17 protein-coding genes and 1 pseudogene are annotated in these 21778 nt (G+C 52.0%); 14 read left to right on the top strand and 4 right to left on the bottom strand.

The window, feature by feature from the left end:
• Window positions 1-2: 2 nt before the first annotated feature.
• Window positions 3-896 (top strand): amidohydrolase family protein, encoded by an 894-nt coding sequence (locus tag WBJ47_RS15095; protein ID WP_422245004.1) that lies wholly within the window; start codon window positions 3-5, stop codon window positions 894-896.
• Here WBJ47_RS15095 and WBJ47_RS15090 read toward each other — a convergent pair.
• Entirely contained in the window at window positions 893-1966 is a 1074-nt protein-coding gene (locus WBJ47_RS15090; protein WP_422245003.1) for a 3-deoxy-7-phosphoheptulonate synthase, read from the bottom strand. The two genes, WBJ47_RS15095 and WBJ47_RS15090, sit on opposite strands and share 4 nt — an antisense overlap.
• A 120-nt stretch (window positions 1967-2086) precedes the next feature.
• On the opposite strand from WBJ47_RS15090, the gene dinB reads away from it, so the two are divergent.
• The 5 genes from dinB (at window position 2087) to WBJ47_RS15065 (ending at window position 7359) form a co-directional block, all read left to right on the top strand.
• Window positions 2087-3238, top strand: a complete 1152-nt coding sequence (gene dinB, locus WBJ47_RS15085; protein WP_422245002.1) for a DNA polymerase IV — start codon at window positions 2087-2089, stop codon at window positions 3236-3238.
• Between the two features lie 120 nt (window positions 3239-3358).
• Window positions 3359-4768 (top strand): amidase, encoded by a 1410-nt coding sequence (locus WBJ47_RS15080; protein ID WP_422245001.1) that lies wholly within the window; start codon window positions 3359-3361, stop codon window positions 4766-4768.
• Between the two features lie 33 nt (window positions 4769-4801).
• Window positions 4802-5710: a TauD/TfdA dioxygenase family protein gene (locus tag WBJ47_RS15075; protein ID WP_422245000.1), complete on the top strand. Its 909-nt coding sequence runs from the start codon at window positions 4802-4804 to the stop codon at window positions 5708-5710.
• Between the two features lie 4 nt (window positions 5711-5714).
• Window positions 5715-6689 (top strand): tripartite tricarboxylate transporter substrate binding protein, encoded by a 975-nt coding sequence (locus tag WBJ47_RS15070; protein WP_422244999.1) that lies wholly within the window; start codon window positions 5715-5717, stop codon window positions 6687-6689.
• Between the two features lie 97 nt (window positions 6690-6786).
• Window positions 6787-7359 (top strand): carboxymuconolactone decarboxylase family protein, encoded by a 573-nt coding sequence (locus tag WBJ47_RS15065; RefSeq protein WP_422244997.1) that lies wholly within the window; start codon window positions 6787-6789, stop codon window positions 7357-7359.
• A 7-nt stretch (window positions 7360-7366) separates the two neighbouring features.
• Here WBJ47_RS15065 and WBJ47_RS15060 read toward each other — a convergent pair whose 3' ends face one another.
• Window positions 7367-9391, bottom strand: a complete 2025-nt coding sequence (locus tag WBJ47_RS15060; protein WP_422244995.1) for a tetratricopeptide repeat protein — start codon at window positions 9389-9391, stop codon at window positions 7367-7369.
• Window positions 9392-9395: 4 nt separating this feature from the next.
• The gene (locus tag WBJ47_RS15055; RefSeq protein ID WP_422244994.1) at window positions 9396-9545 is read right to left on the bottom strand and encodes a hypothetical protein; all 150 of its coding nucleotides are present in this window, start codon (window positions 9543-9545) and stop codon (window positions 9396-9398) included.
• A gap of 59 nt (window positions 9546-9604) precedes the next feature.
• Here WBJ47_RS15055 and arfB point away from each other — a divergent pair, with 59 nt between their 5' ends.
• Window positions 9605-10009: an alternative ribosome rescue aminoacyl-tRNA hydrolase ArfB gene (gene arfB / locus WBJ47_RS15050; protein WP_422244992.1), complete on the top strand. Its 405-nt coding sequence runs from the start codon at window positions 9605-9607 to the stop codon at window positions 10007-10009.
• 43 nt (window positions 10010-10052) lie between these two features.
• Window positions 10053-10673, top strand: a complete 621-nt coding sequence (locus WBJ47_RS15045) for an LON peptidase substrate-binding domain-containing protein (RefSeq protein WP_422244990.1) — start codon at window positions 10053-10055, stop codon at window positions 10671-10673.
• Between the two features lie 30 nt (window positions 10674-10703).
• Here WBJ47_RS15045 and WBJ47_RS15040 read toward each other — a convergent pair whose 3' ends face one another.
• A complete protein-coding gene (locus WBJ47_RS15040; RefSeq protein ID WP_422244988.1) occupies window positions 10704-11915 on the bottom strand; it encodes a pyridoxal phosphate-dependent aminotransferase in 1212 nt (403 codons plus the stop codon).
• A gap of 206 nt (window positions 11916-12121) precedes the next feature.
• On the opposite strand from WBJ47_RS15040, the gene WBJ47_RS15035 reads away from it, so the two are divergent.
• From WBJ47_RS15035 to WBJ47_RS15010, 6 genes and pseudogenes are all read left to right on the top strand, one after another.
• Window positions 12122-13105 (top strand): Bug family tripartite tricarboxylate transporter substrate binding protein, encoded by a 984-nt coding sequence (locus WBJ47_RS15035; RefSeq protein ID WP_422244986.1) that lies wholly within the window; start codon window positions 12122-12124, stop codon window positions 13103-13105.
• Window positions 13106-13227: 122 nt separating this feature from the next.
• A complete protein-coding gene (locus WBJ47_RS15030) occupies window positions 13228-14616 on the top strand; it encodes an MmgE/PrpD family protein (protein ID WP_422244985.1) in 1389 nt (462 codons plus the stop codon).
• A gap of 66 nt (window positions 14617-14682) precedes the next feature.
• Window positions 14683-15702 (top strand): aldo/keto reductase, encoded by a 1020-nt coding sequence (locus tag WBJ47_RS15025; RefSeq protein ID WP_424585395.1) that lies wholly within the window; start codon window positions 14683-14685, stop codon window positions 15700-15702.
• 95 nt (window positions 15703-15797) lie between these two features.
• Window positions 15798-17960: pseudogene (gene cphA, locus WBJ47_RS15020) on the top strand (cyanophycin synthetase); the annotation flags it as partial.
• Between the two features lie 67 nt (window positions 17961-18027).
• A complete protein-coding gene (locus WBJ47_RS15015) occupies window positions 18028-20238 on the top strand; it encodes a malate synthase G (RefSeq protein ID WP_422243222.1) in 2211 nt (736 codons plus the stop codon).
• Window positions 20235-21704 (top strand): M20/M25/M40 family metallo-hydrolase, encoded by a 1470-nt coding sequence (locus tag WBJ47_RS15010; protein WP_422243221.1) that lies wholly within the window; start codon window positions 20235-20237, stop codon window positions 21702-21704. The genes WBJ47_RS15015 and WBJ47_RS15010 overlap by 4 nt, the downstream gene beginning before the upstream one ends.
• The last annotated feature ends 74 nt before the right edge of the window (window positions 21705-21778 follow it).

Here is a 21778-nt window from a genome sequence, read left to right as displayed (position 1 = left end):
GCATGACACATACCAATGCAGCGGCGACTCGCACGCCCGTGCCCAATAGTGCGGGCACCGACAGCCCGAGTGTTCTCGTACCAAACAATGCCTGCGACGCGCACCTTCATATTTATGATGATCGTTTTCCACAAGCCGTCGCTGCGGCAGCTGGGCTTGAACTCGCGACAGTGCATCAATATCGACTTTTACAAAAACGCTTGGGCACAAGTCGTGCAGTCATTGTGACGCCTCGAAGCTATGGCACGGATAACCGAGTGACTGTGGATGCGATTGCTCAGCTAGGCCTAAACAATGCGCGCGGCGTAGCCGTGCTGCGAAGCGATGCCACGGACCAGTCCATGGATGAGCTTGATCGTGCGGGTATTCGAGGGCTCCGATTTTCGCTTTATACGCCTAAAAATGCAGCAGCAAGTTTTGATATGGTCGAACCCCTTGCCAACCGCATTCATCGTCTTGGTTGGCATCTGCAACTGCACTGGACTGCAGATCAATTTGTGGAGCACGCTGAAATGCTGAAGCGACTTCCCTGCCCACTGGTGCTTGATCATATGGGCAGACTGCCCCAACCCCTTGGGCTCAGTCACCCTGCGGTGAAACTGATTGAACAACTGCTCAGCAATGGAAACACTTGGATTAAGCTTTCTGGTGCGTATCTAGACAGTCAGGTCGGAGAGGTGAATGGCTTTAGTGATGTCGACGCAGTGGCGCGCCACTGGATCGCTCAGGCACCTGATCGTCTCGTTTGGGGTAGCGATTGGCCACACCCTACCGAAACACACAAGCCTGACGATGCAAAAATGCTGGATCGTTTAATGCGTTGGACCCAGCATCAAGACATTATCGAAAAAATATTAGTGCACAATCCCGCACAACTGTACGGGTTTGAGCGTTAGGCTAAAACGGGGCGCAAGCGTTGCGCAGCTTCTTTGATCATGTTTTCTGTGGTGGCCCAATCCACACAGCCATCCGTGACAGAACAGCCATACGTCATTTTGCTGTGATCCGCCTGAATGGATTGATTGCCCGCCACTAGGTTTGACTCGATCATCACGCCGACAATCGAACGATTGCCTGCAACGATTTGACTCACAACGTCTGACATCACGAGGGGCTGTAACTCAGGCTTTTTAAAACTATTCGCATGCGAACAATCCACCACAATATTGGGCTGGATTTTTGCCTTGACCATTGACTGCTCAGCCAAAGAAATGGATACGGTGTCATAGTTGGGACGACCATCACCACCGCGCAGGACTAAATGACCATAAGGGTTACCTGTCGTGTGCACAATCGAGACTTGCCCTTGGGCGCTGATACCTAGAAAGCGATGGGGTCTGGCGGCGGACAAAATAGCATTGACGGCAACCGTCGTGTCACCATTCGTCGCATTTTTAAAGCCAACCGGAGTAGATAAGCCTGAAGACATTTCACGATGGGTTTGCGACTCCGTCGTTCGGGCACCAATGGCATTCCATGCGATCAAATCACCCAAATACTGTGGAGAAATTGGATCAAGCGCCTCTGAACCTGCAGGCAAGCCCAATTCGTTGACTTCGAGCAAAAACTTGCGGGCCAAAGACATACCCTCGTCGATTCGGAAGGAGTCGTCCATATGCGGATCGTTGATGTAGCCTTTCCAACCGACAGTCGTGCGAGGCTTTTCAAAGTACACCCGCATGACGATCAGTAAGACATCCGAAACCTCGTCTGCCAAGGCTTTTAAACGACGGGCGTACTCCATGCCTGCGATCGGATCATGGATTGAACACGGCCCCACCACCACAAACCGACGTTTATCTTCGCCGCGCAAAATTTTATTCAGCGATTCGCGTCCTACCTCAATAGTATTGGCCGCCTGCTTGGTCAGCGGCAGCTGTTCATGAAGCTGCTGCGGTGTAGGCATCGCAAGAAAAGCAGCAACGTGCAGGTTTTCAGTTGAAGAGTCAGAAGAAGCAGAGTTCATGATGTTCAGAGTCGGGTTATGTGACAGTAATGAGACGTGCACGATGTAAGTTTCCTAGTTTAAGACATTTGATCTGAGGACTCCTCTCAAAAGCCTGTAAGTTTCAAATACACTTGAAAAATGCCGTCTAGCCGCCGAATCGCCCACCTGGATATGGATGCATTTTTTGCATCAGTCGAATTATTGAGTTACCCAGAACTCAAGGGGCACCCTGTTGTTGTAGGCGGCAGAAGCACGGAGGCACCCACCGTCAATGCGCAAGGCGTCAGAACTTACGCGCGTCTCAGAGATTATGTCGGCCGGGGAGTCATTACTACCTCCACGTATGAAGCGAGGGCAATGGGGGTATTTTCCGGTATGGGCTTGATGAAATCTGCGGCCCTCGCACCTGAGGCAATTCTTTTACCCGCCAACTTTGAAGCTTATCGTCACTACTCTAGGCTGTTCAAAGCAACCGTCGCCAGTATTGCGCCTTTAATTGAAGATCGCGGTATCGATGAAATTTACATCGACCTCACTGACATTGAGGAAGAGACAGAACCACTGGCAATCCGGATCAAAGAGGCGGTGAGTCAAGCAACAGGTCTTAGCTGCTCGATTGGGGTGAGTCCAAATAAATTACTGTCAAAAATTTGTTCTGACTTAGACAAACCAAATGGCGTCACTATTTTGAAGCCAGCGGAGATTTCCACAAGAATCTGGCCCTTGGCTGCAAAAAAAATCAATGGCATTGGCCCCAAAGCCAACGAGAAGCTCGCTCAATTAGGTATCCACTCAATTGGCGAACTCGCCAAAGCCGCGCCTGAAATACTGATCGAACATTTTGGTCGGTCCACAGGACAATGGCTGCATCAAGCCGCGCATGGCGTTGACGATCGACCTGTTGTCACGTCTTCTGAACCCAAATCTCTGAGTCGTGAAACCACGTTTGAACGAGATTTACACGTCAAGCAAGACCGCACCCGTTTATCGAAGGTTTTTACAGATCTCTGCCATCGCCTGGCAGATGATCTGGCGCGCAAGGGCTACGCTGCAAAAACTATTGGCATCAAAGTTAAATATGCTGATTTTCAAGTGATTACCCGAGATTTAACGATACCTGCAGCGATACATGACGGAGCATCCATCAGAAATGCTGCAACGGAATGTTTGCGCCGCGTACCGCTTGAGCAAAGAATTCGTTTGCTTGGCGTACGGGCGGGCAGTTTATTACCCTTATCTTCTCTGGATCACCTCGCCCCATTCCATCAGCCTGATTTACCTTTTGAATAAGCGCCCACATAGAGAAACCACTCTGCTCAAGCCACATTTTCGGCGTTATGCTGGACACTGAAGGTGATTTTTTAGATAAAGTTAAAACTTCACATAGACACATCCAACAGGAACGTATTCATGAGTCAGTTTGAGAATTTAGACCTTGTTCGCGCGGCAGAAGGTATTGCAAAAAAAGAATTCTCCTCACATGAACTCACCGCTTGGTCGCTCAACAGACTAGAAACTGTTGGCCGTCAATACAACGCTGTTTTTCGGATTGATCATGAGGAAGCGCTTAAACGCGCGAAAGCGCTCGATGCCCTTCAAGCCAGTGGCCTGTCACTCGGCCCTCTGCATGGCGTTCCCTTGGCGCACAAAGACCTGATTGAAGTCGCTGACAAAGAAATGCATGTTGGCTCCAAAATTTTAAAAGGCAATATCGCCAAGAAAAATGCGTGGGTCATTGATGAGATGGATGCCGCTGGACAAGTGAATGTGGGTAGCCTGCACATGGCAGAATTTGCTATGAGTCCAACTGGCTTTAATGGTCATTACGGTCATGGCCTCAATCCATGGAACCCAGAATACCCCTGTGGCGGCTCGTCGAGTGGCTCAGGTATTGCTGTTGCGGCCAGGCTCGTCTTTGGCTCCTTAGGAAGCGATACCGGAGGCTCGATTCGACAACCCGCATTCATGTGTGGTGTCACTGGCATCAAACCCACCTCAAAACGGGTCAGCATCGACGGGGTGTTTCCTCTGTCACACACCTTGGACTGCGTTGGACCACTTGCTCAATCTGCCCGTGACTGTGCACGTCTATTGACGCACATCAGCCGTCCGAACCCAAATGACCCCTGGTGTACCTTGCATCCCAATGAGGATTATGAACAGGGATTAACGGGAGATTTGAGGGGCGTAAGAATTGGCGTTCCACAAGATTTTTATCGTGAAAATCTGGATCCTGAGATGGCCGCTTGTCTTGAGGCAAGCTTGGAAGTGTTGAAAGGTCGTGGGGCGACACTGGCTGAAGTCAAAGTTCCAGACATGTTGCGAATGCACGAAATGCTAGCGATTGTCTTGACAGCCGAAGCCGGACACATTCATAAAAAATGGTTTGAACAGCGGCCCCAAGACTATAGCGATCAGGTGCGCGCGCGCATTGCGCCAGGTTTTCAGCAATCCGGGATTGCTTATGTCGAAGCGCTACGCGCTAGAGATGAATTCCTGAGGGAGTATTTGCAATTATGTCTCGGAGACTGTGACGCGTTGCATATTCCGGTGGCGCGCACGCATACGCCCACGATAGCAGCCACCACCTCCGGCGATCTCGACAATGTTCTTCAGTCTATCAGCCAGCTGACCTCCACTAACCGGGCGATCAATTACTTGGGGCTACCCGCAATGAGCGTACCCGCAGGATTTTCCAGCCGCCGAATGCCTTTAGCCTTTCAGCTGGTTGGTAAACCATTTGGAGAAAGTACTATTTTAAAAGTTGCAGATGCGTATCAGCGCGACACGACCTGGCATCAGGCGCGTCCCCCTGTTTAATCGTCTGACATAAAAACATTAGGAGACAACAGATTGAACATTACTCCGATGCCTGAAACACTCGGTGCTCGCGTTGAGGATCTGGATTTATCTCAACCTTTGAGTTCGGCGCAAACAGATGCGCTGTTATTAGCGCTTGGTCGTTATGGCGTATTAGAGTTTCCGAAGCAATCTTTAACCACCGCTGAGCTCAAGTCGTTTAGCCAAGGTTTTGGTGGGCTCTACATCAGCCCCGGCGGTCGTGCGCAAGTGCCCGGATTTCCTGAGGTGATGGTCCTGTCAAACATCGTCGAAAATGGTCAAGCGCTTGGTCTAAAAGACGCTGGTCAGTCTTGGCATACTGACATGTCTTATGCACCCGTGATCGCCCTGGCCAACATTCTGTATGGCACTCAGATTCCCCATCGTGATGGAAAACCTCTGGGCGCCACGCAATTCAGAAATATGCATGCCGTGTATGAGGATCTTCCAGAGACCCTCAAAACGCTGTTGGCCGATAAAACGATCACTCACGATTTCAATAAATTTTGGGACATGATGCGGGCACGTCCAGGTAGTACGCGCCCGCCCCTGAGCGAAAAAGAAAGAAATGCAAGACCCCCTGCCAGCCACCCTGCTTTTCTGACTCATCCCCTGACGGGTAAAAAGGTGTTGTACGCGAACCCAGGTTACGCGATCTCCATCAACGGTTTGTCTCAGACGCAAAGCGACGAGGTACTAGAGGAGTTATTTGCGCGTCAGCTCGAAGCTCAGTATCTCTATACGCATCAATGGAGCAAAGACTCTGTCCTGATGTGGGACAACATCGGGACAACACACAATGCGGTTGCAGACTATGGACCTGACGAGCACCGCTACATGCAACGTTGTCAGGTCATGGCAGATCGCCTGTTTGGACCAAGAGGCACAAGTGAACCTTTAGTTTTTAAAGCCAGGATATAAGAAAATGAATAAGAGACTTTTTCTAAACGGACTATTCGCACTTATGTGCTTAATGAGCGGTGCAGTTTCCGCTCAAAGCAACAACACATTCCCTGACAAACCAATCCGACTAATTGTGGCCTACGCTCCAGGTGGTGCAACAGACATCGTGGCACGCATGCTCTCCCAAGAGCTGACGGCACTCATGGGGCAATCCGTGATTGTGGAGAACAGGGCTGGTGGCGGAACACTGGTTGGTACCGATTCCATCAAGCGTGCGAATCCTGATGGTTACAGCCTTTTGTTTGGCACCAATGCCTTTGTGATCACGCCTTTGCTCCACACCACACCAACCTATGATGCGGTCAAAGACTTTGCTCCGGTTTCACTCACAACCATTCAACCACTTGGCTTGCTTGTCACACCGGGACTCAACATTAAAACAGTCGAACAGTTAATCGACTATGCCAAAAAGAATCCGGGTAAATTGAATTTTGCCTCCTCAGGAAATGGTTCCGCCCAACATTTGGCGGGTGAGTCGTTTCGTGTCGCTGCCGGCATTGATCTGGTCCATGTACCTTACAAAGGCGCAGGCCCTGCCCTCGTTGACTTATTGGCAGGTCGTGTGGACATGATGTTCACCTCACTTGTCGGTAATACGGATCACATTAAAGAGGGACGCCTGACGCTCGCGGCCACAACAGGTGCTAAGCGCGGCACCTCCACGCCAGAAGTGCCTACCGTTGCACAAACGCTTCCAGGTTACGAGGCCTATACATGGCAAGGTGTAATCGCACCCGCCAATACGCCACCTGCAGTCGTGAACAAGCTGAATGATGCGATCAAAAAAGTAGCCTTGAGCCCTAAGTTTTACGAGAAGTTAGCCGCGCAAGGGATGGAGGTTCAGACGTCCACGCCGGCAGAGTTCAAAGCGCGTCTCGAAACTGATGCGGCTAAGTACAAAGAATTGCTGCAGCGCACGCAAACATCTATTCGTTAAATCTAGGCTATAAAACCTGTTGTGCTCTTGAGCGTCGGACTGCATTTGCTCTCAAGAGCACCACTACATTTCAATTCCACATAACTTCGGATGTCCTATGTCAAACGCAAAACAAAAAAGATTCCCACAAGTGACGCTTGAGACTTTGCCACAAGAGTCGCGCGGTCTTGCTCAAGAAATTTTGGACATTTCCAGCCTGGGTCTTGCGGGTCCTTACAACGTGATGCTGCGCAGCCCCGTCTTTGCAGATCGTATGAAGCGTTTGCTCGACTACCTGAGATTTAACAACTCTCTGCCCATGCGCCTGAGCGAGTTTGCCATTTTGATTCAGGCCCGCCTCTGGAGTTCGCAAGTGGAATGGGTGGCGCACTATCCAATCGCCTTACGCCACGATTTGCCCGCACATGTTGCAGATGATCTCAAGCAAAACATTCGTCCACGCAATATGCAGCCTGACGAAGACGCTGTCTATGACGTGTGCATGAATATGAGCAAAAATCACAAAATCAGCGAAGAGCTCTTTCAACATGCCAAGAAAGTGCTAGGCGAACAGCAACTTGTCGATCTCATCGCTGTCAGCGGCACCTATGTGACGATTGCCATGCTGCTGAGCTTGGGCGAAGAGCCTATTCCAGAGGGCAAAACCCTGCCCTTTCCAGAAGCCATCTAACGTTCGTTCAATGCGTGTCGGCGATGCGAAGCGCCACGGGTGGCTGCCCCGCTTGCCGACGCGCATGAACTTGCTCGTAAGCACTTTCGATTGAACGCGCCAAACGCTCAATATCAAACAGAGGTGCCTGCATACGATTGACAGCCAGACGGTCGCGCAAGGCATTGAGTTGAGTCGGATCGGAAGCTAACTCAATCGCACGCGCTTCGAATGCCTGACCGTCTGCTGTAATCAGCTCTGGTAGGTCAATCGCGCGCAACAAACTGGCTGCAACGCGACTGGCAAACGCCTCGCCCATGCAGGTGAGGACGGGAAGACCCACCCACAACGCATCGCTAGTGGTCGTGTGTGCGTTGTAAGGCAGCGTATCCAGAAACAAATCCGCACATTTTTGACGAGCAAGATGTTGATCCATCGGTAACTTGGGCGCAAAGAACAGACGCTCCGCGCTCACACCTCGGTTTGTCGCTTCACGGCGAAGATTATCCTCAGTGTGTGCGCTCGCCTTTAACAGCCACAACACACTGTTCGGAACCCCCCGCAAGATTGACATCCAATGATCGAATGTTTCGGGTGTGATTTTGAAGTTGTTGTTAAAGCAACAAAAGACGAAGGCGTCTGTTGGTAGGCCGAGTTCAGCACGTGTAAAAACGTGAGAAGAAACTGCGCGACGACGATCGTTCGGCTGATAGCTATGAGGTAAATAAATCACTTTTTCAGAAAAATACGGCTCGGTCTCTGGCGTGATAATGGTCGTATCCGCAACGATGTAATCCATGTAAGGCGCGCCCATTGTGCCGGGATGGCCGAGATAATTGATCTGGAGGGGGGCAACTCTTGCGGCAAAAACGCTTGGTCGACATCCTGTCGTCAGCCCACTTAAGTCAATGGCGATATCGAGCTCCAGTGCTCTAGCACGGGCGATGACCTGAGCGTCGGTTTCAGCTTTGACATCTATAAAATGCTCAAAACCTTGCTCAAGACGCAGCCGCATTGCATCACCCGTATCCGGGCCAGAGGAAAAGGCATAGACTTCAAATTTAGCGCGATCGTGAGCCTCGAACAAACCCGCAATCAGTTGTGCAACAGGATGCTGCCTAAAGTCAGCTGAAAAATACCCGATACGCAGACGGTCTTTGGGTGAGCGTTTAGAAAAGGGTAAGGTTTGTTTAGGTGAGGGATGAACGGTACGTATCCAATGCTGCGCAGCACGCTGTTGCAAGTCGGAACCAGAGGTTAAAGCAAGGAGCGGAAAGGGCAAGCTTGCAGGCTGGTCGTTTTTAACAGCCGCCAATACAGTCGCGAGACGTTCTTGATAATGACGCCAATCGCACATCTGCATGTTGACATGCAGGCGCGTACCGAGCAGATAGGGAATATCTGGGGCCAATTGAATGGCACGATCAAAACTCTCGACAGCTTGGGCAAGCTGCCCAAGCTCATTTTGAGCATTGCCACGATTCATGTAGGCTTGAGCGTATTGGGGATCAATCTCGATCGCTGCAGTATGACTGGCAACAGCCTCTTCAAACCGACCCATCATTCCTAAAGCATTGCCACGGTTGTAATGAGCAGCCGCAAATTTCGGCGATAAAGTGATTGCGCGCTCATAACTTTCAAGGGCATCAAACCATCGACCCAAATGCTGAAGGAGATCCCCGCGATTATTGTGAGCCTCGACATAATGCGTATCAATCGCCAATGCTTTATCAAAGCATGCGAGTGCAGACTTATATTTTTTAATATCTTTAAGCAAATTGCCGAAATTGTTCAGGGCATGTGTAGCCTCAGGATCAATTTTGAGTGCCTTGATGAACAGCGTTTCGGCACGATCGAGTTGCCCCATTTGATACAGGAGCGTAGCAAGCATATGACATGCATCAAAATGGTTAGGTTGCCATTTGAGCGCGCGTTCATAAAGCACTCGCGCCTCCTTCAGATCACCCTGTTGATGCAAGGCAAACGCCTCTTGAAACCTGCTGTGCGCTTTCAGTGCATCGACAGCGGATACTTCGCGACCAATTGAAGCCATCAGATTAACGATCTTTTTGTTTGATCTTTGTGTAAACAGTATTCACAACCGTCGCACGCACAGGCTCACTCAGACCAGACGCGGGTTTAGGTGTGGAGGTGTCTTTTTTAGGTTTTTTAGTTTCTTTGTTGGTTTTTTGCTGACCTTTGGCCATGATCCTTCTCCGATAAATTAACGATAAACTAGTGTACAGGTCTATCGGCAAAAAACCCAATGCTCCCCATATTGCACATTCCCGAATCAGAAGTTGAGGTCTCCGCCATGCGCTCGCAGGGCGCGGGTGGGCAAAACGTCAACAAAGTGTCTAGCGCAATTCATTTACGATTTCACATTCCCAACTCAAGCCTGCCAGCAGATGTCAAAGTTCGGTTACTCGCACTCAGAGACTCTCGCATCAACAGAGATGGGGCGATCGTCATCAAAGCACAGACCCACCGCAGTCAGGAGCTCAATCGTGTCGATGCTTTTGCCCGACTTCACGAACTGGTCAACAGCGTGGCACGGCCCCCAAAAACGCGACACGCCACCAAGCCAACGTTTGGTTCCCGGCAAAGACGTCTTGATACGAAACGTAAGCATTCAGAAACTAAGGCGCTTCGCGGCAAATCCGCGCTATAACCATTGAAGTCACAATGGTCGAATCACTCGACAGGCAATGTATATGAAAATCCCCCTATTTCCGCTCGGTTCAACGCTGTTTCCAGATGGTTTGCTCGCACTCAAAATCTTTGAAGTGCGCTACCTGGACATGACGAAAACCTGCTTTAAACAGCAAAGCCCTTTTGGTGTGGTGACCCTGACTGAGGGGCCTGAGGTACGTGTACCGGGGCAAGACATCGAATTTTCAGATATCGGTACGCTCGCGCACATCACGGAGTTTGATGCGGTTCAACCCAGCTTGTTTATGCTGCGTTGTCGGGGTGCGAGGCGCTTCAAAATTTTAGAACGTCACCTCGGTGCGAATGGAGCATGGTCAGCTGAGATTGAACTGATGGATGATGATCCTGAAATTGACATCCCACCCGAACTCACACCAACGTCTCAAGCGCTCGCACGTCTGATTGCGTCTTTTGAAGAACAGGAAGTCGATCCCTCAGAGAGACCTTTTTTTGAGCCGTTTCGCCTCAATGACTGTGGGTGGGTTGCAAATAGATGGGCGGAGTTGCTCAACATTCCTCCCTCTCAGAAACAGCATCTCTTGTCGATGGAAAACCCGCGCCTGAGGCTGGATTTAGTTCAAGAGATGCTCGAAGAAATGGGGGCATTTAAACCCCCACGTTAACGCAACGATTCAGTCAAGCTCTGCGCAGGATCACGCTTTGAGTGAGGCGCAGAACTCTTTGATACGCTGACAGGCATCTTTCAAAATGTCGTCCGAGGTTGCGTAGGAAATACGGAAATAAGGTGCTAAGCCAAAAGCAGAACCTGGCACCACCGCAACCATCTTTTCATCTAGCAGCGCATTGGCGAAATCAAAGTCACTGTTGATTTTGACACCTTTGGGTGTGGTCTTGCCAAGGGTACCCTCGCAGCTTGGATACACATAAAAGGCACCCTGTGGTTTCATGCAGGTGACGCCCTCGCATTCATTGAGCAAGCGTACAACCATATCTCTGCGACGCTGGAAAATAACATTGTGGTCGGCGATGAAATCCTGAGGACCGTCGAGTGCTTCAAGTGCAGCGGCTTGGCTGATCGAAGAAGGATTGGAGGTCGACTGTGACTGAATGGCGGACATGGCACCAATCAACCAGCTCGGTCCGTGGCCATAGCCAATCCGCCATCCTGTCATGCAATAGGCTTTTGACACGCCATTGACTGTCAAGACTCGATCGGCAATTTCAGGAGCAACCTGTGCGAGGGTCGCAAACTTAGCGCCGTCAAACAAGAGCTTTTCGTACATATCGTCCACCATCACCAGAACGTGAGGGTGTGCTTTGAGGACCTGTCCGAGGGCTTTTAAATCTGCTGCGGTGTAGACCGAACCCGTAGGATTTGAAGGGGAGTTGAGAATCAACCACTTGGTGCGGGGTGTGATGGCTTTTTCAAGCAGCTCGGGCGTCAGTTTGAAACCAACAGAAGCATCGCATTCCACGGATACAGATTTTCCACCCGCCAACACCACCATGTCGGGATAGCTCACCCAATAAGGGGCTGGAATGAGAACCTCGTCGCCCTCACCAATCGTGGCGACCAATGCGTTAAACAACACCTGTTTACCACCTGTGCAAACAATGACGTCGTCTGGATTGATGGTCATTGCGTGATCACGCAGAAACTTTCGGGCGATTGCCCGCTTGAGCTCAGCCGTGCCATTGACTGCGGTATAACGCGTCTGGCCTCCTTTGATTGCCTGAATGGCCGCCTCGCAAATATTGGCAGGGGTATCCATATCGGGCTCACCCTGTGCCAGCGCAATCACGTCCATGCCGCGAGCCTTCATCGCCTTTGCATTATCAGTAATCGCCAACGTGGGCGAAGGTTTGACCAAAGACATTCGGGGCGAAAGAAAAGCTGCACTCATGGTTAACTCCAGGAAAAGTAGATGTCTGGCGGGATGCATCAGGCGGGTCCACGCATAGCCGAATAAATATAACCCAAGGCGCCCGTTGCAGGGATGACGCCCCCCTCCTCCTTTGAATCTTTGCATCAGAGACCGCGCGCTTGAGTCAAAATTTCCACAGGGGTATGCTGCCATGGTATCGTGCAAAAAAATCAGGAGATCTTGACATGACTAACGCAATGAAACGCACCCGACGCGCATTATTAGGCGCCCTCGTTTTAACGACAGGGTTTGGAATGACTGCATTCGCCCAAGCCAAATATCCTGACAAACCTATCAAACTCATCGTTGGCTTCGCTGCAGGCGGTCCGACAGACATCGTGGCAAGATTTGTTGGCGCACGCTTGGAAAAAGCCCTCGGCCAACCGGTGATTGTCGAAAACAAACCTGGTGGAGGCTCAAATATCGCTTCGGCGGAAGCAGCTCGTGCCAAGCCCGACGGCTACACGCTGTTCTTGGGCACAATCGCCAACGCAACCAATATGTCGGTTTACAAAAACCTGAGTTACGACACCGAGCGGGATTTCATTCCAATTAGCCAACTCGTTTCATCGCCAAGCGTGCTCGTCGTCAACAACGACCTGCCCGTTAAAAACTTGGCCGAGCTGATTGCCTACGCAAAAGCTAACCCAGGCAAACTGTCCTATGCGTCCTCAGGTGCTGGTGGCTCACCACATTTGGCCGGCGAAATGCTGAAACAGCGCGCGGGAATCGATGCACTGCATATCCCCTACAAAGGCGCTGCCCCCGCCATGAACGATGTCATGGGCGGCACCGTCTCGATGGGTTTCAAAACAGCCTCGGGCGTGACAAGCACCATCCAAGCGGGACGTCTCAGACCGATTGCGATCGCCAGCAGCACACGCCTGCCACAACTTCCCAATGTACCGACGCTGGAAGAGCTCGGCTTTAAGGACTTTGAGGTGAGCTCATGGAGTGGCTTGTTCGCCCCTAAAGGCACTCCACCAGAAATTATCAATACAATTTCCAAGGCAATCACTGAGATTTTCAGCTCTCCAGATGTCCGTAAACAACTCGAAGGGATGGGTGCCATTCCCGTTGGCAGCACGCCTGATGAGTTCAAAAAGTACGTCCGCTCAGAGATCGAAAAGTGGAGCGTTGTTGCCAAAACTGCAAAGATTGAGCTTTAATCTCTTGCACTCACCTTTGTAAGCTGCAACACTTTCTTGACTGCGCCTCAGACACTTATTGCAAGGTCTGAGGCGTTTTTGCATCAGGGTCTCCGGGCAACCCGCAAACTAAGGAATTTGGTATGACAGCAGCACCCTCTCAAAACACGATTCTTGAGCAAATGGCCGCAAAAATATGCGGCTTTGATTTGTCCGCTATTTCGCCAGAGGCCTACCGCTTGGCAAAAACAGCGATCATCGATACCTTGGGTGTCACGATCGCAGGCGCCTCTGAACCTTGCACCACCCTGCTTTTGGAAACCCCAGGCGTTGCCACGGCACCTGGGACTTGCTCTATCTTAGGTACGCGCCGTCAAACCTCTGCCCTTGACGCCACATTCATCAATGGCACAGCGTCCCACGCATTAGATTATGACGACTTCAGCCAGCCGATGGGAGGGCATCAGTCGGCGCCTTTAGTCGCTCCGCTCATGGCGCTCGCAGAAGAGCACAGCTTGTCAGGGCGACAACTGCTTCAGTCTTACATCGTCGGCATCGAAACTGAGATTCGTTTGGCGCGTGCGGTCAATTTTTATCACTACGATAAAGGCTGGCATCCCACCGCGACCTTGGGAGTGTTTGGTGCCGCTGCGGCGAGTGCACACCTGCTTGGCTTAAAACCTCAGCAAGTCACCACAGCGATGGCGATTGCGGCTTCGTTCGCCTCAGGATTAAAAGCAAACTTTGGCACGATGGTTAAACCTTTGCATGTCGGCCAATGCGCGCGCAATGGTTTGTTGGCCACCTTGATGGCACAAGTCGGCTACGACGCCAACCCTGCTGCCCTTGAGCATCAGCAGGGGTTTTTTAACGCCTTTAACGGTCCGGGAAACTTTAATGCTGACTTGATTTTTAAAGACTGGGCTCACCCGCTCGAAGTTCTGAGCCCAAGTATGGGTCTAAAACAATTTCCTTGCTGCGGCAGTGCTATTCCTGCGGTCGCCATGGCCTTGCAGCTGCGTCATGAAGAGCCACTTGAAATAACCGAAATTGAAAAAATCGAAATCCTCCCACACAAACGGCGACTGCCTCACACTAATAATCCTGATCCGCAAAGTCCTCTTGCTGCAAAGTTTTCTGTTCAATATGCAGTCTGTTTAGCATTACTAAAAGGCGCGCCTAAGCTCAACGATTTTGAAGGAACCGCGCACTTTGATCCCGCAGTACGCAAGCTCATGGCAAAAACCACTGCCCGCGAACATCCCGATATGCCAGATGACTCACCTGAGCAGTTTGGTGCTGAAGTCATCATCACACTCAAGTCAGGCACCCAGCTCTCTCGAAGAATCAATAGTCTGATTGGTCGCGGGGGAGACAACCCACTCTCGACTGATGAGTTATGGGAAAAGTTTTCTGACTGCGCGCAACGTTCGCTAGGCCTCGCGCAGATCCGCCCCCTTTTCGATGCGCTTGAGGCGCTTGAAAACGTCAAGGATATCCGTCAGATCACCTCAAGCATGCGCCCTGTCTGAGTTTCTTGTTTTGCATGAGACACCCACTCTCTTATTATTCTTAAAATTTAAACGGTAACAATACAAATGGCTCTCAACACACCGCAATACAGCCCACTGGGCAATAGTGGCTTAATGGTTCCACGCCTTTGGCTCGGTTCAATGATGTTTGGCGATCAGACTGACGAAACAGTTGCGCGGGAAATGGTCGCCGTCACCCGTGATGCGGATCTGAATGCCATTGACAGTGCAGACAACTATGCGGGTGGCGAATCCGAACGCATTGTTGGAAAACTGATTGCTCAAGATCGCTCACGCTGGGTGCTGGCAACCAAGGTCGCCAATCCTATTGGCAAGGAGCCCAACGACAAGGGTTTATCACGCCGCTGGATTATGCAAGAGGTCGACAACAGCCTGAAACGACTCAATACGGATTGGATTGATGTGTATTACATGCACAAAGACGATGAAACGACCCCTATTGAAGAAACACTATCGAGTTTTGCCCGCTTGATCGAGATGGGAAAAATCCGTTATTACGGCATTTCTAATTTCAGAGGGTGGCGTGTCGCGCGCATGGTCGAAACCGCGCGTCGCATGGGCATTCCTCAACCCATTGTCTGCCAGCCACCATACAGTGCTGTCACGCGCTTGATTGAAACAGAAGTGATACCTGCTTGTGAACACTATGGTGTCGGCGTTGTGGCCTACAGTCCGCTTGCGCGCGGCGTCTTGACAGGCAAGTACGACCCAAGCATTCAGCCCGATCCCGCAAGCCGAGCTGGACGAGGTGATCGCCGTATGCACCAGACTGAATTTCGTCCAGAATCGCTCGAAATCGCTAACGCACTCAAAGCGCACGCGCAGAGCCGTGGTTTAAGCCCCACTCAGTTCGCCATCGCCTGGGCCTTGAATAATCGTTTATTAAGTGGAGTGATTGGCGGACCGCGCACACTCGATCAATGGAAAGACTACGTTGCTGCGCTGAGTGTCGAGCTCCTGCCAGAGGACGAGACCCTGGTTGATCAACTCGTTCCTCCTGGCTATGCATCCACGCATGGTTTTGTGGATCCTCAGTATCCAATTAAAGGTCGCAAAGCGCGTTAAACCAGTTTATGTCAGTCCGCAAGACAGGTGCTCAGGCCTCCCGAGGACCTGTTTTGCGGTGATAATAAGCGCTTGGTCATCAAGGTTTTCTGCTCATGAACACGCGCGACATCGTTATCAAAAGTACCACCTACTTGCGTGGTCCAAATATCTGGACTTACTGCGCCATTATTGAGGCCGTCATCGATATTGGTGACCTTGAAGACAGCCCCTCCGATACGGTTCCAGGCCTTTACGAGCGCCTGACAGACTGGCTCCCAAGTTTGATCGAGCACCGCTGCAGCCCAGGCGTGCGCGGCGGTTTTTTGATGCGACTCAAAGAAGGCACGTGGCCTTGCCACATTTTGGAGCACGTGACACTCGCGCTTCAAGACTTGGCGGGTGTGCCGGGTTATGGCTTTGGTCGAGCCCGCGAGACGGAAACACGTGGCGTCTACAAAGTCATGGTCAGCGGCTGGGAAGAGAAAGTCACACTTGCAGCACTCTATATGGGTCGAGATCTAGTGATGGCCGCGATTGATGATCTGCCCTATGACTTAGAGGGCGAACTTGAAAAACTCAGAGATATCGCTCAAGACCTTTGCTTAGGACCCAGTACCGCCTCAATGGTGCTCGCCGCAGACGAACGCACAATCCCAGCCATTCGGCTCAGCCAAGGCAACCTCGTTCAGTTTGGCTACGGTGCCAAACAGCGACGCATCTGGACCGCTGAAACGGATCAGACAAGTGCAATCGCTGAGACCATTTCGCGCGACAAGAGTCTCACCAAAGAGATCCTCGAAACCTGCGGCGTACCGATTCCAAATGGCAGAGCCGTCGACAGCGCCGCAGATGCTTGGGAGGCCGCACAAGACCTCGGTTTACCCGTCGTAGTCAAACCTGTTGATGGCAATCATGGTCGCGGAGTGTTTATCAACCTTGAGACCCGCGCAGAGATCGAAGCCGCCTACGACGTAGCTGTCGATGAAGGATCGGGCGTGCTGGTCGAACGTTTTATTCGCGGTAATGAGCACCGCCTGTTAATCGTCGGCGGTAAACTCGCCGCAGCGGCAAAAGGGCAAACCGCCAGCGTGGTGGGTGATGGTCAACAAACCGTATTGGAACTCATTGCGAGCCAGATTAATTCTGATCCGCGCAGAGGTCGAGGTGAAGATCAACCTTTAAACCCTGTGCGGATCGACTCTGCCGCCCGCCTCGAACTCACCCGACAAGGCTTTGACTCTGAAAGTGTCATCCCGGCCGGGCGCGAAGTGCTGATTCAGCGCAATGGCAACGTGGCTTTCGATTGCACGGATGATGTCCATCCTGAAGTGGTCGCGATGGCTGCGTTGGCGGCAAAAGCAGTCGGACTGGATGTCGCGGGTATTGACTTGGTCGCAGAGGACATCTCCAAGCCCTTGCATTCTCAAGGTGGTGCGATTGTTGAGGTCAATGCAGGCCCTGGTCTGCTCATGCACCTCAAGCCAGCCGAGGGTTTATCACGGCCTGTCGGTCACGCGATCATCAATCATATTTTCCCCGAAGACGAAAACGGCAGCATTCCTCTCGTTGGGGTCACCGGTAGTCACGGTACCACTCAAATTGCACGTTTGATCAATCATATTCTTAATGCGCATGGCTGGCGCACAGGCTTGGCGAACACGAACGGACTGTCTGTCGGCTCGCGTCAACTTTTCGCAGGCAATGCAGCAAACTGGGATCAGGCCAGACGCTTGCTACTGAACCGCGAAGTCGAAGCCGCTGTGATTGAAAATGACGGAATGGAAATCCTGACAAAAGGTCTTGCCTACGACCGCTGCACAGTCGGAGTCGTCACGAATATTGTTTACTCGGAGGCGTTTAAACAACCCGAGGTGGCCTATCACGCCTTTGAGACAGCTGAAGATCTGGTTAAGGTCTACCGCTGCCAAGTCGATGTGGTCTGGCCCCATGGCGTTGGCGTCCTCAATGCAGACGATGCCAATGTCGCGACCATGACGCAATATTGTGATGGCTCCATCACCTTTTACAGCATGTTGCCTGATTCGCCCGTCATCGCGGCACATCGTGCCGAGGGTAAGCGAGCGGTCTTCCTTGAGCAAAACACCATCATGCTCGCCGATGGTGCATCGCAGCAAGCGTTCATGACAATGAATGAGCTGAACCACACGGATCATCGTCTTCAAGCGCCTGCGACAGGCGAAGTATTGGCAGCCATTGCGGCTGCTTGGGGGCTGGGCATTTCAAAAGACGTCATCAAGGGCGCTATACGATCTTTTGTGTGAGAAATCGGTAAACTATGTGATCAGTTTTTCACAAACCGAATTTCTCTGAGGTCTAGCCAATATGACTGCTCGTACAGTTTGCCATCGTCTCAACGTCGCGACACCTTTGTATCAATTTATCGAAACAGAGGTGTTACCTGACTCTGGGATCGACAGTGCGAGTTTTTGGAAGGGCTTTGATGCACTGGTGCATGACCTGACACCTGTGAACACAGCACTGTTGGCAGAGCGTGATCGTCTGCAAACAGAGATGGACAGCTGGCACCGCAAACACCCCGGACCGATTCAAGACATGCAGGCCTATCGTGCCTTTCTGACAAAAATCGGTTATCTAGCTCCCGTACCGGTTAACGCCCGAGCTACCACGACAAATGTTGATGCAGAGTTGGCGCTTCAGGCCGGACCGCAACTTGTCGTGCCCGTGCTGAATGCCCGTTACGCCTTGAATGCCGCAAACGCCCGCTGGGGTTCACTCTACGACGCACTGTACGGCACAGACGCGATCGCTGAGACGGAGGGTGCCACTAGAGCGGGTGGTTACAACCCGATTCGTGGCGCCAAAGTGATCGCTTTCGGCAGGCAGTTTCTCGATCAATCTGCCCAGCTTGCCAAAGGCTCGCATGCAGACGTTCAATCCTATCGCGTTAAAAACGGACAGCTTGTTGTCACGCTCAAGGACGGCTCGGTGACTGCATTGGCAGCACCGGAAAAATTTGTCGGTTACCAAGGCGCTGAGACCGCACCCTCCTCTATTTTGCTGATGAACAACGGCTTGCATATCGACATTCAAATCGATGCCAGCAAAGGTATTGGCAAAGACGATCCCGCTGGCGTCAACGACATCGTGCTTGAGGCGGCACTCTCCACCATTCTCGATCTCGAAGACTCCGTCGCCGTCGTCGATGCTGACGACAAGGTGCTTGCCTATCGCAACTGGCTCGGTATCCTGAAAGGCACGCTCGTGGAGAGCGTCACCAAAGGTGGTCAGACGTTTGAGCGAACTCTCAATCAGGATCGTCATTACACGGCGGCTGCAGGTGCCAAGCAGGCGAAAGATGGCGTAGTGACTTTGCACGGCCGCTCCTTGCTGTTTCTGCGCAACGTGGGACACTTGATGACCAATCCCGCCATTCTCGATGGCAAGGGTCAGGAAATTTTTGAAGGCATCCTGGATGCCGTAGTGACCGTCACGATTGCGCTGCATGATCTCAAGCGCAATCAAGCGCATAAATATGGCAACTCACGCACAGGTTCGGTCTACATCGTTAAACCAAAAATGCATGGTCCTGCCGAAGTTGCCTTCGCCAACCAACTCTTCGGTCGCGTAGAGGGCATGCTCGGTCTGGCGCCCAACACAGTCAAGCTTGGCATCATGGACGAGGAACGTCGCACTAGTGTCAACCTTAAAGCGTGTATCTCTGAAGCTCCCGCGCGCGTAGCTTTTATCAACACAGGCTTTTTGGACCGCACAGGCGATGAAATGCATACCGCAATGCATGCCGGTCCGATGATCCGCAAAGGCGACATGAAATCCAGTGCCTGGCTGTCGGCTTACGAACGCAGCAACGTGTTGACGGGCTTAGCCTGCGGACTGCGTGGACGTGCGCAGATCGGTAAAGGGATGTGGGCCATGCCAGATCTGATGGCAGCGATGCTTGAACAGAAGATCGCCCATCCCAAAGCAGGTGCAAATACTGCGTGGGTTCCCTCCCCAACTGCCGCGACTCTGCATGCCCTGCACTACCATCAAGTCAGTGTCGCAGACGTACAGACTGCCCTTGAAAAAGTTGATGCCCCAGCAGAGATTGATCGACTGCTGGGTGAAATCCTTCAGGTTCCCGTGGCTGTCAAACCAAACTGGAGTGCGACCGAGATTCAACAGGAGCTGGACAACAATGCTCAAGGCATTTTGGGTTACGTCGTTCGCTGGATTGATCAAGGTGTGGGTTGTTCAAAAGTCCCCGACATCCATAACGTAGGTCTAATGGAAGACCGCGCGACGCTGCGTATTTCCAGTCAGCACATCGCCAACTGGTTGCTGCACGGCATTGTGACCGAAGCCCAAGTGCACGAGACCTTGCAGCGTATGGCCAAAGTCGTTGATGGCCAAAATGCCGGAGATCCGCTCTATCAGCCGATGGCGCCGAACTTTGAAGACTCTTATGCCTATCGCGCCGCCCGTGACTTGGTCCTCAAGGGTCTCGAGCAACCGAGCGGCTACACAGAACCTCTGCTGCATGCATGGCGCCTCAAGGTTAAGGAAAAACAATGAATGCTCCCGTCCCGATGCTCGATACCGCACAAGTCCTGACCTCGGTGAGTCAAGCGTGGGATGACGATCTGGTGGGTCAAATCAGTGACTACATCGAGATTCCCGCCAAATCACCCGCCTTTGATGCCAACTGGGCACAGGCAGGTTATTTGGACAAGGTCATTGAGCGCACGTCCGCCTGGATCGAAGCGCAAAAAGTCGCGGGTCTCAAGCTGGAGATCATTCGACTGCCTGGTCGCACACCTGTCCTGTTTTTTGAGGTGGCGTCTACGCGCTCGCAAAGCGCGAATAGTCAGACGGTCTTGATGTATGGTCATCTGGACAAACAACCTGAGTTTGATGGCTGGCGCAATGGCCTCGGCCCTTGGACACCAAAGTATCTCGACGGCAAGTTATATGGCCGTGGTGGTGCGGATGATGGCTACGCAGCCTATGCTGCCATTACAGCAATCCAGGCACTCAAAGAGCAAAAGATCGCCCACCCGCGGATCGTGGGTTTGATTGAAACCTGCGAAGAAAGTGGCTCGCCGGATTTGCTGCCCTACATCGATGTGCTCAAGACACGCTTGGGCGATGTCGGACTAGTGATTTGTTTGGACAGTGGTGCCGGCAATTACGATCAACTCTGGCTGACGACGAGTTTGCGCGGTATGGCGGCCGGTGTGCTAAAGGTCGAAATTTTGACGGAAGGCATCCACTCGGGCGACGCCTCTGGACTCGTGCCTTCGAGCTTTCGAATCATGCGCCATGTGCTGGATCGTCTTGAGGACAGTGAAACGGGTCGGTTGCTACCCAAGAGCTTTCACTGCGAGATCCCGCCCGAGCGTCTGGCTCAAGCGCGAGCAACGGCAGGCATCTTAGGCGATGCCATCTACAAGCGCTTTCCTTGGGCACATCACGATTGTGGTGGTTCAAGTTTGGTCGCACTCCCAACGACACTCGACCCTGTTGAAGCCTTGATCAGACGCACTTGGAAACCGACCTTAAGCGTTACGGGTGCTGAAGGCTTTCCTGCTCTCAAAGATGCTGGCAACGTGCTGCGTCCCTATACGGCCTTTAAGCTTAGCCTGAGACTGCCCCCACTGATCGATGCGGCGGCCGCCGTAGCAGAACTGAAAACATTGCTTGAGGATAATGCCCCCTATCAAGCCAAGGTCACCTTCCATTCTGAAAGTACCTCAAGCGGCTGGAATGCACCGAGCACGGCGCCCTGGTTTGAGCAGGCGCTTAACGATGCCAGCTTGGCTCACTTTAAAGCCCCAGTCGGCTTTATCGGCCAAGGCGGCACGATTCCGTTGATGAAATTGCTCAGCACGGGCTTTCCCAAAGCACAAATGATGGTCTGTGGGGTGCTGGGACCTCAGTCCAATGCTCATGGTCCCAATGAGTTTCTGCATGTTCCCTATGCCAAGAAACTGACTGCAGCCGTGGCACAAGTCATCGCCCAAGTGCCTGAGCAGTCATGAGAGGCTGTGACCTAAAACTCTGTTGCCAAATCAGTATATAAACGGCTGGCTTGACATGCCTGCGTGTGGTGAGT

Origin of the sequence: Zwartia sp. (assembly GCF_049655405.1) — a bacterium.
In the GTDB taxonomy this organism is placed as follows: Bacteria; Pseudomonadota; Gammaproteobacteria; order Burkholderiales; family Burkholderiaceae_B; genus Zwartia.
The sequence above is the reverse complement of the archived record's forward strand: the minus strand, read 5'-3'. Positions and strand labels throughout refer to the sequence as shown.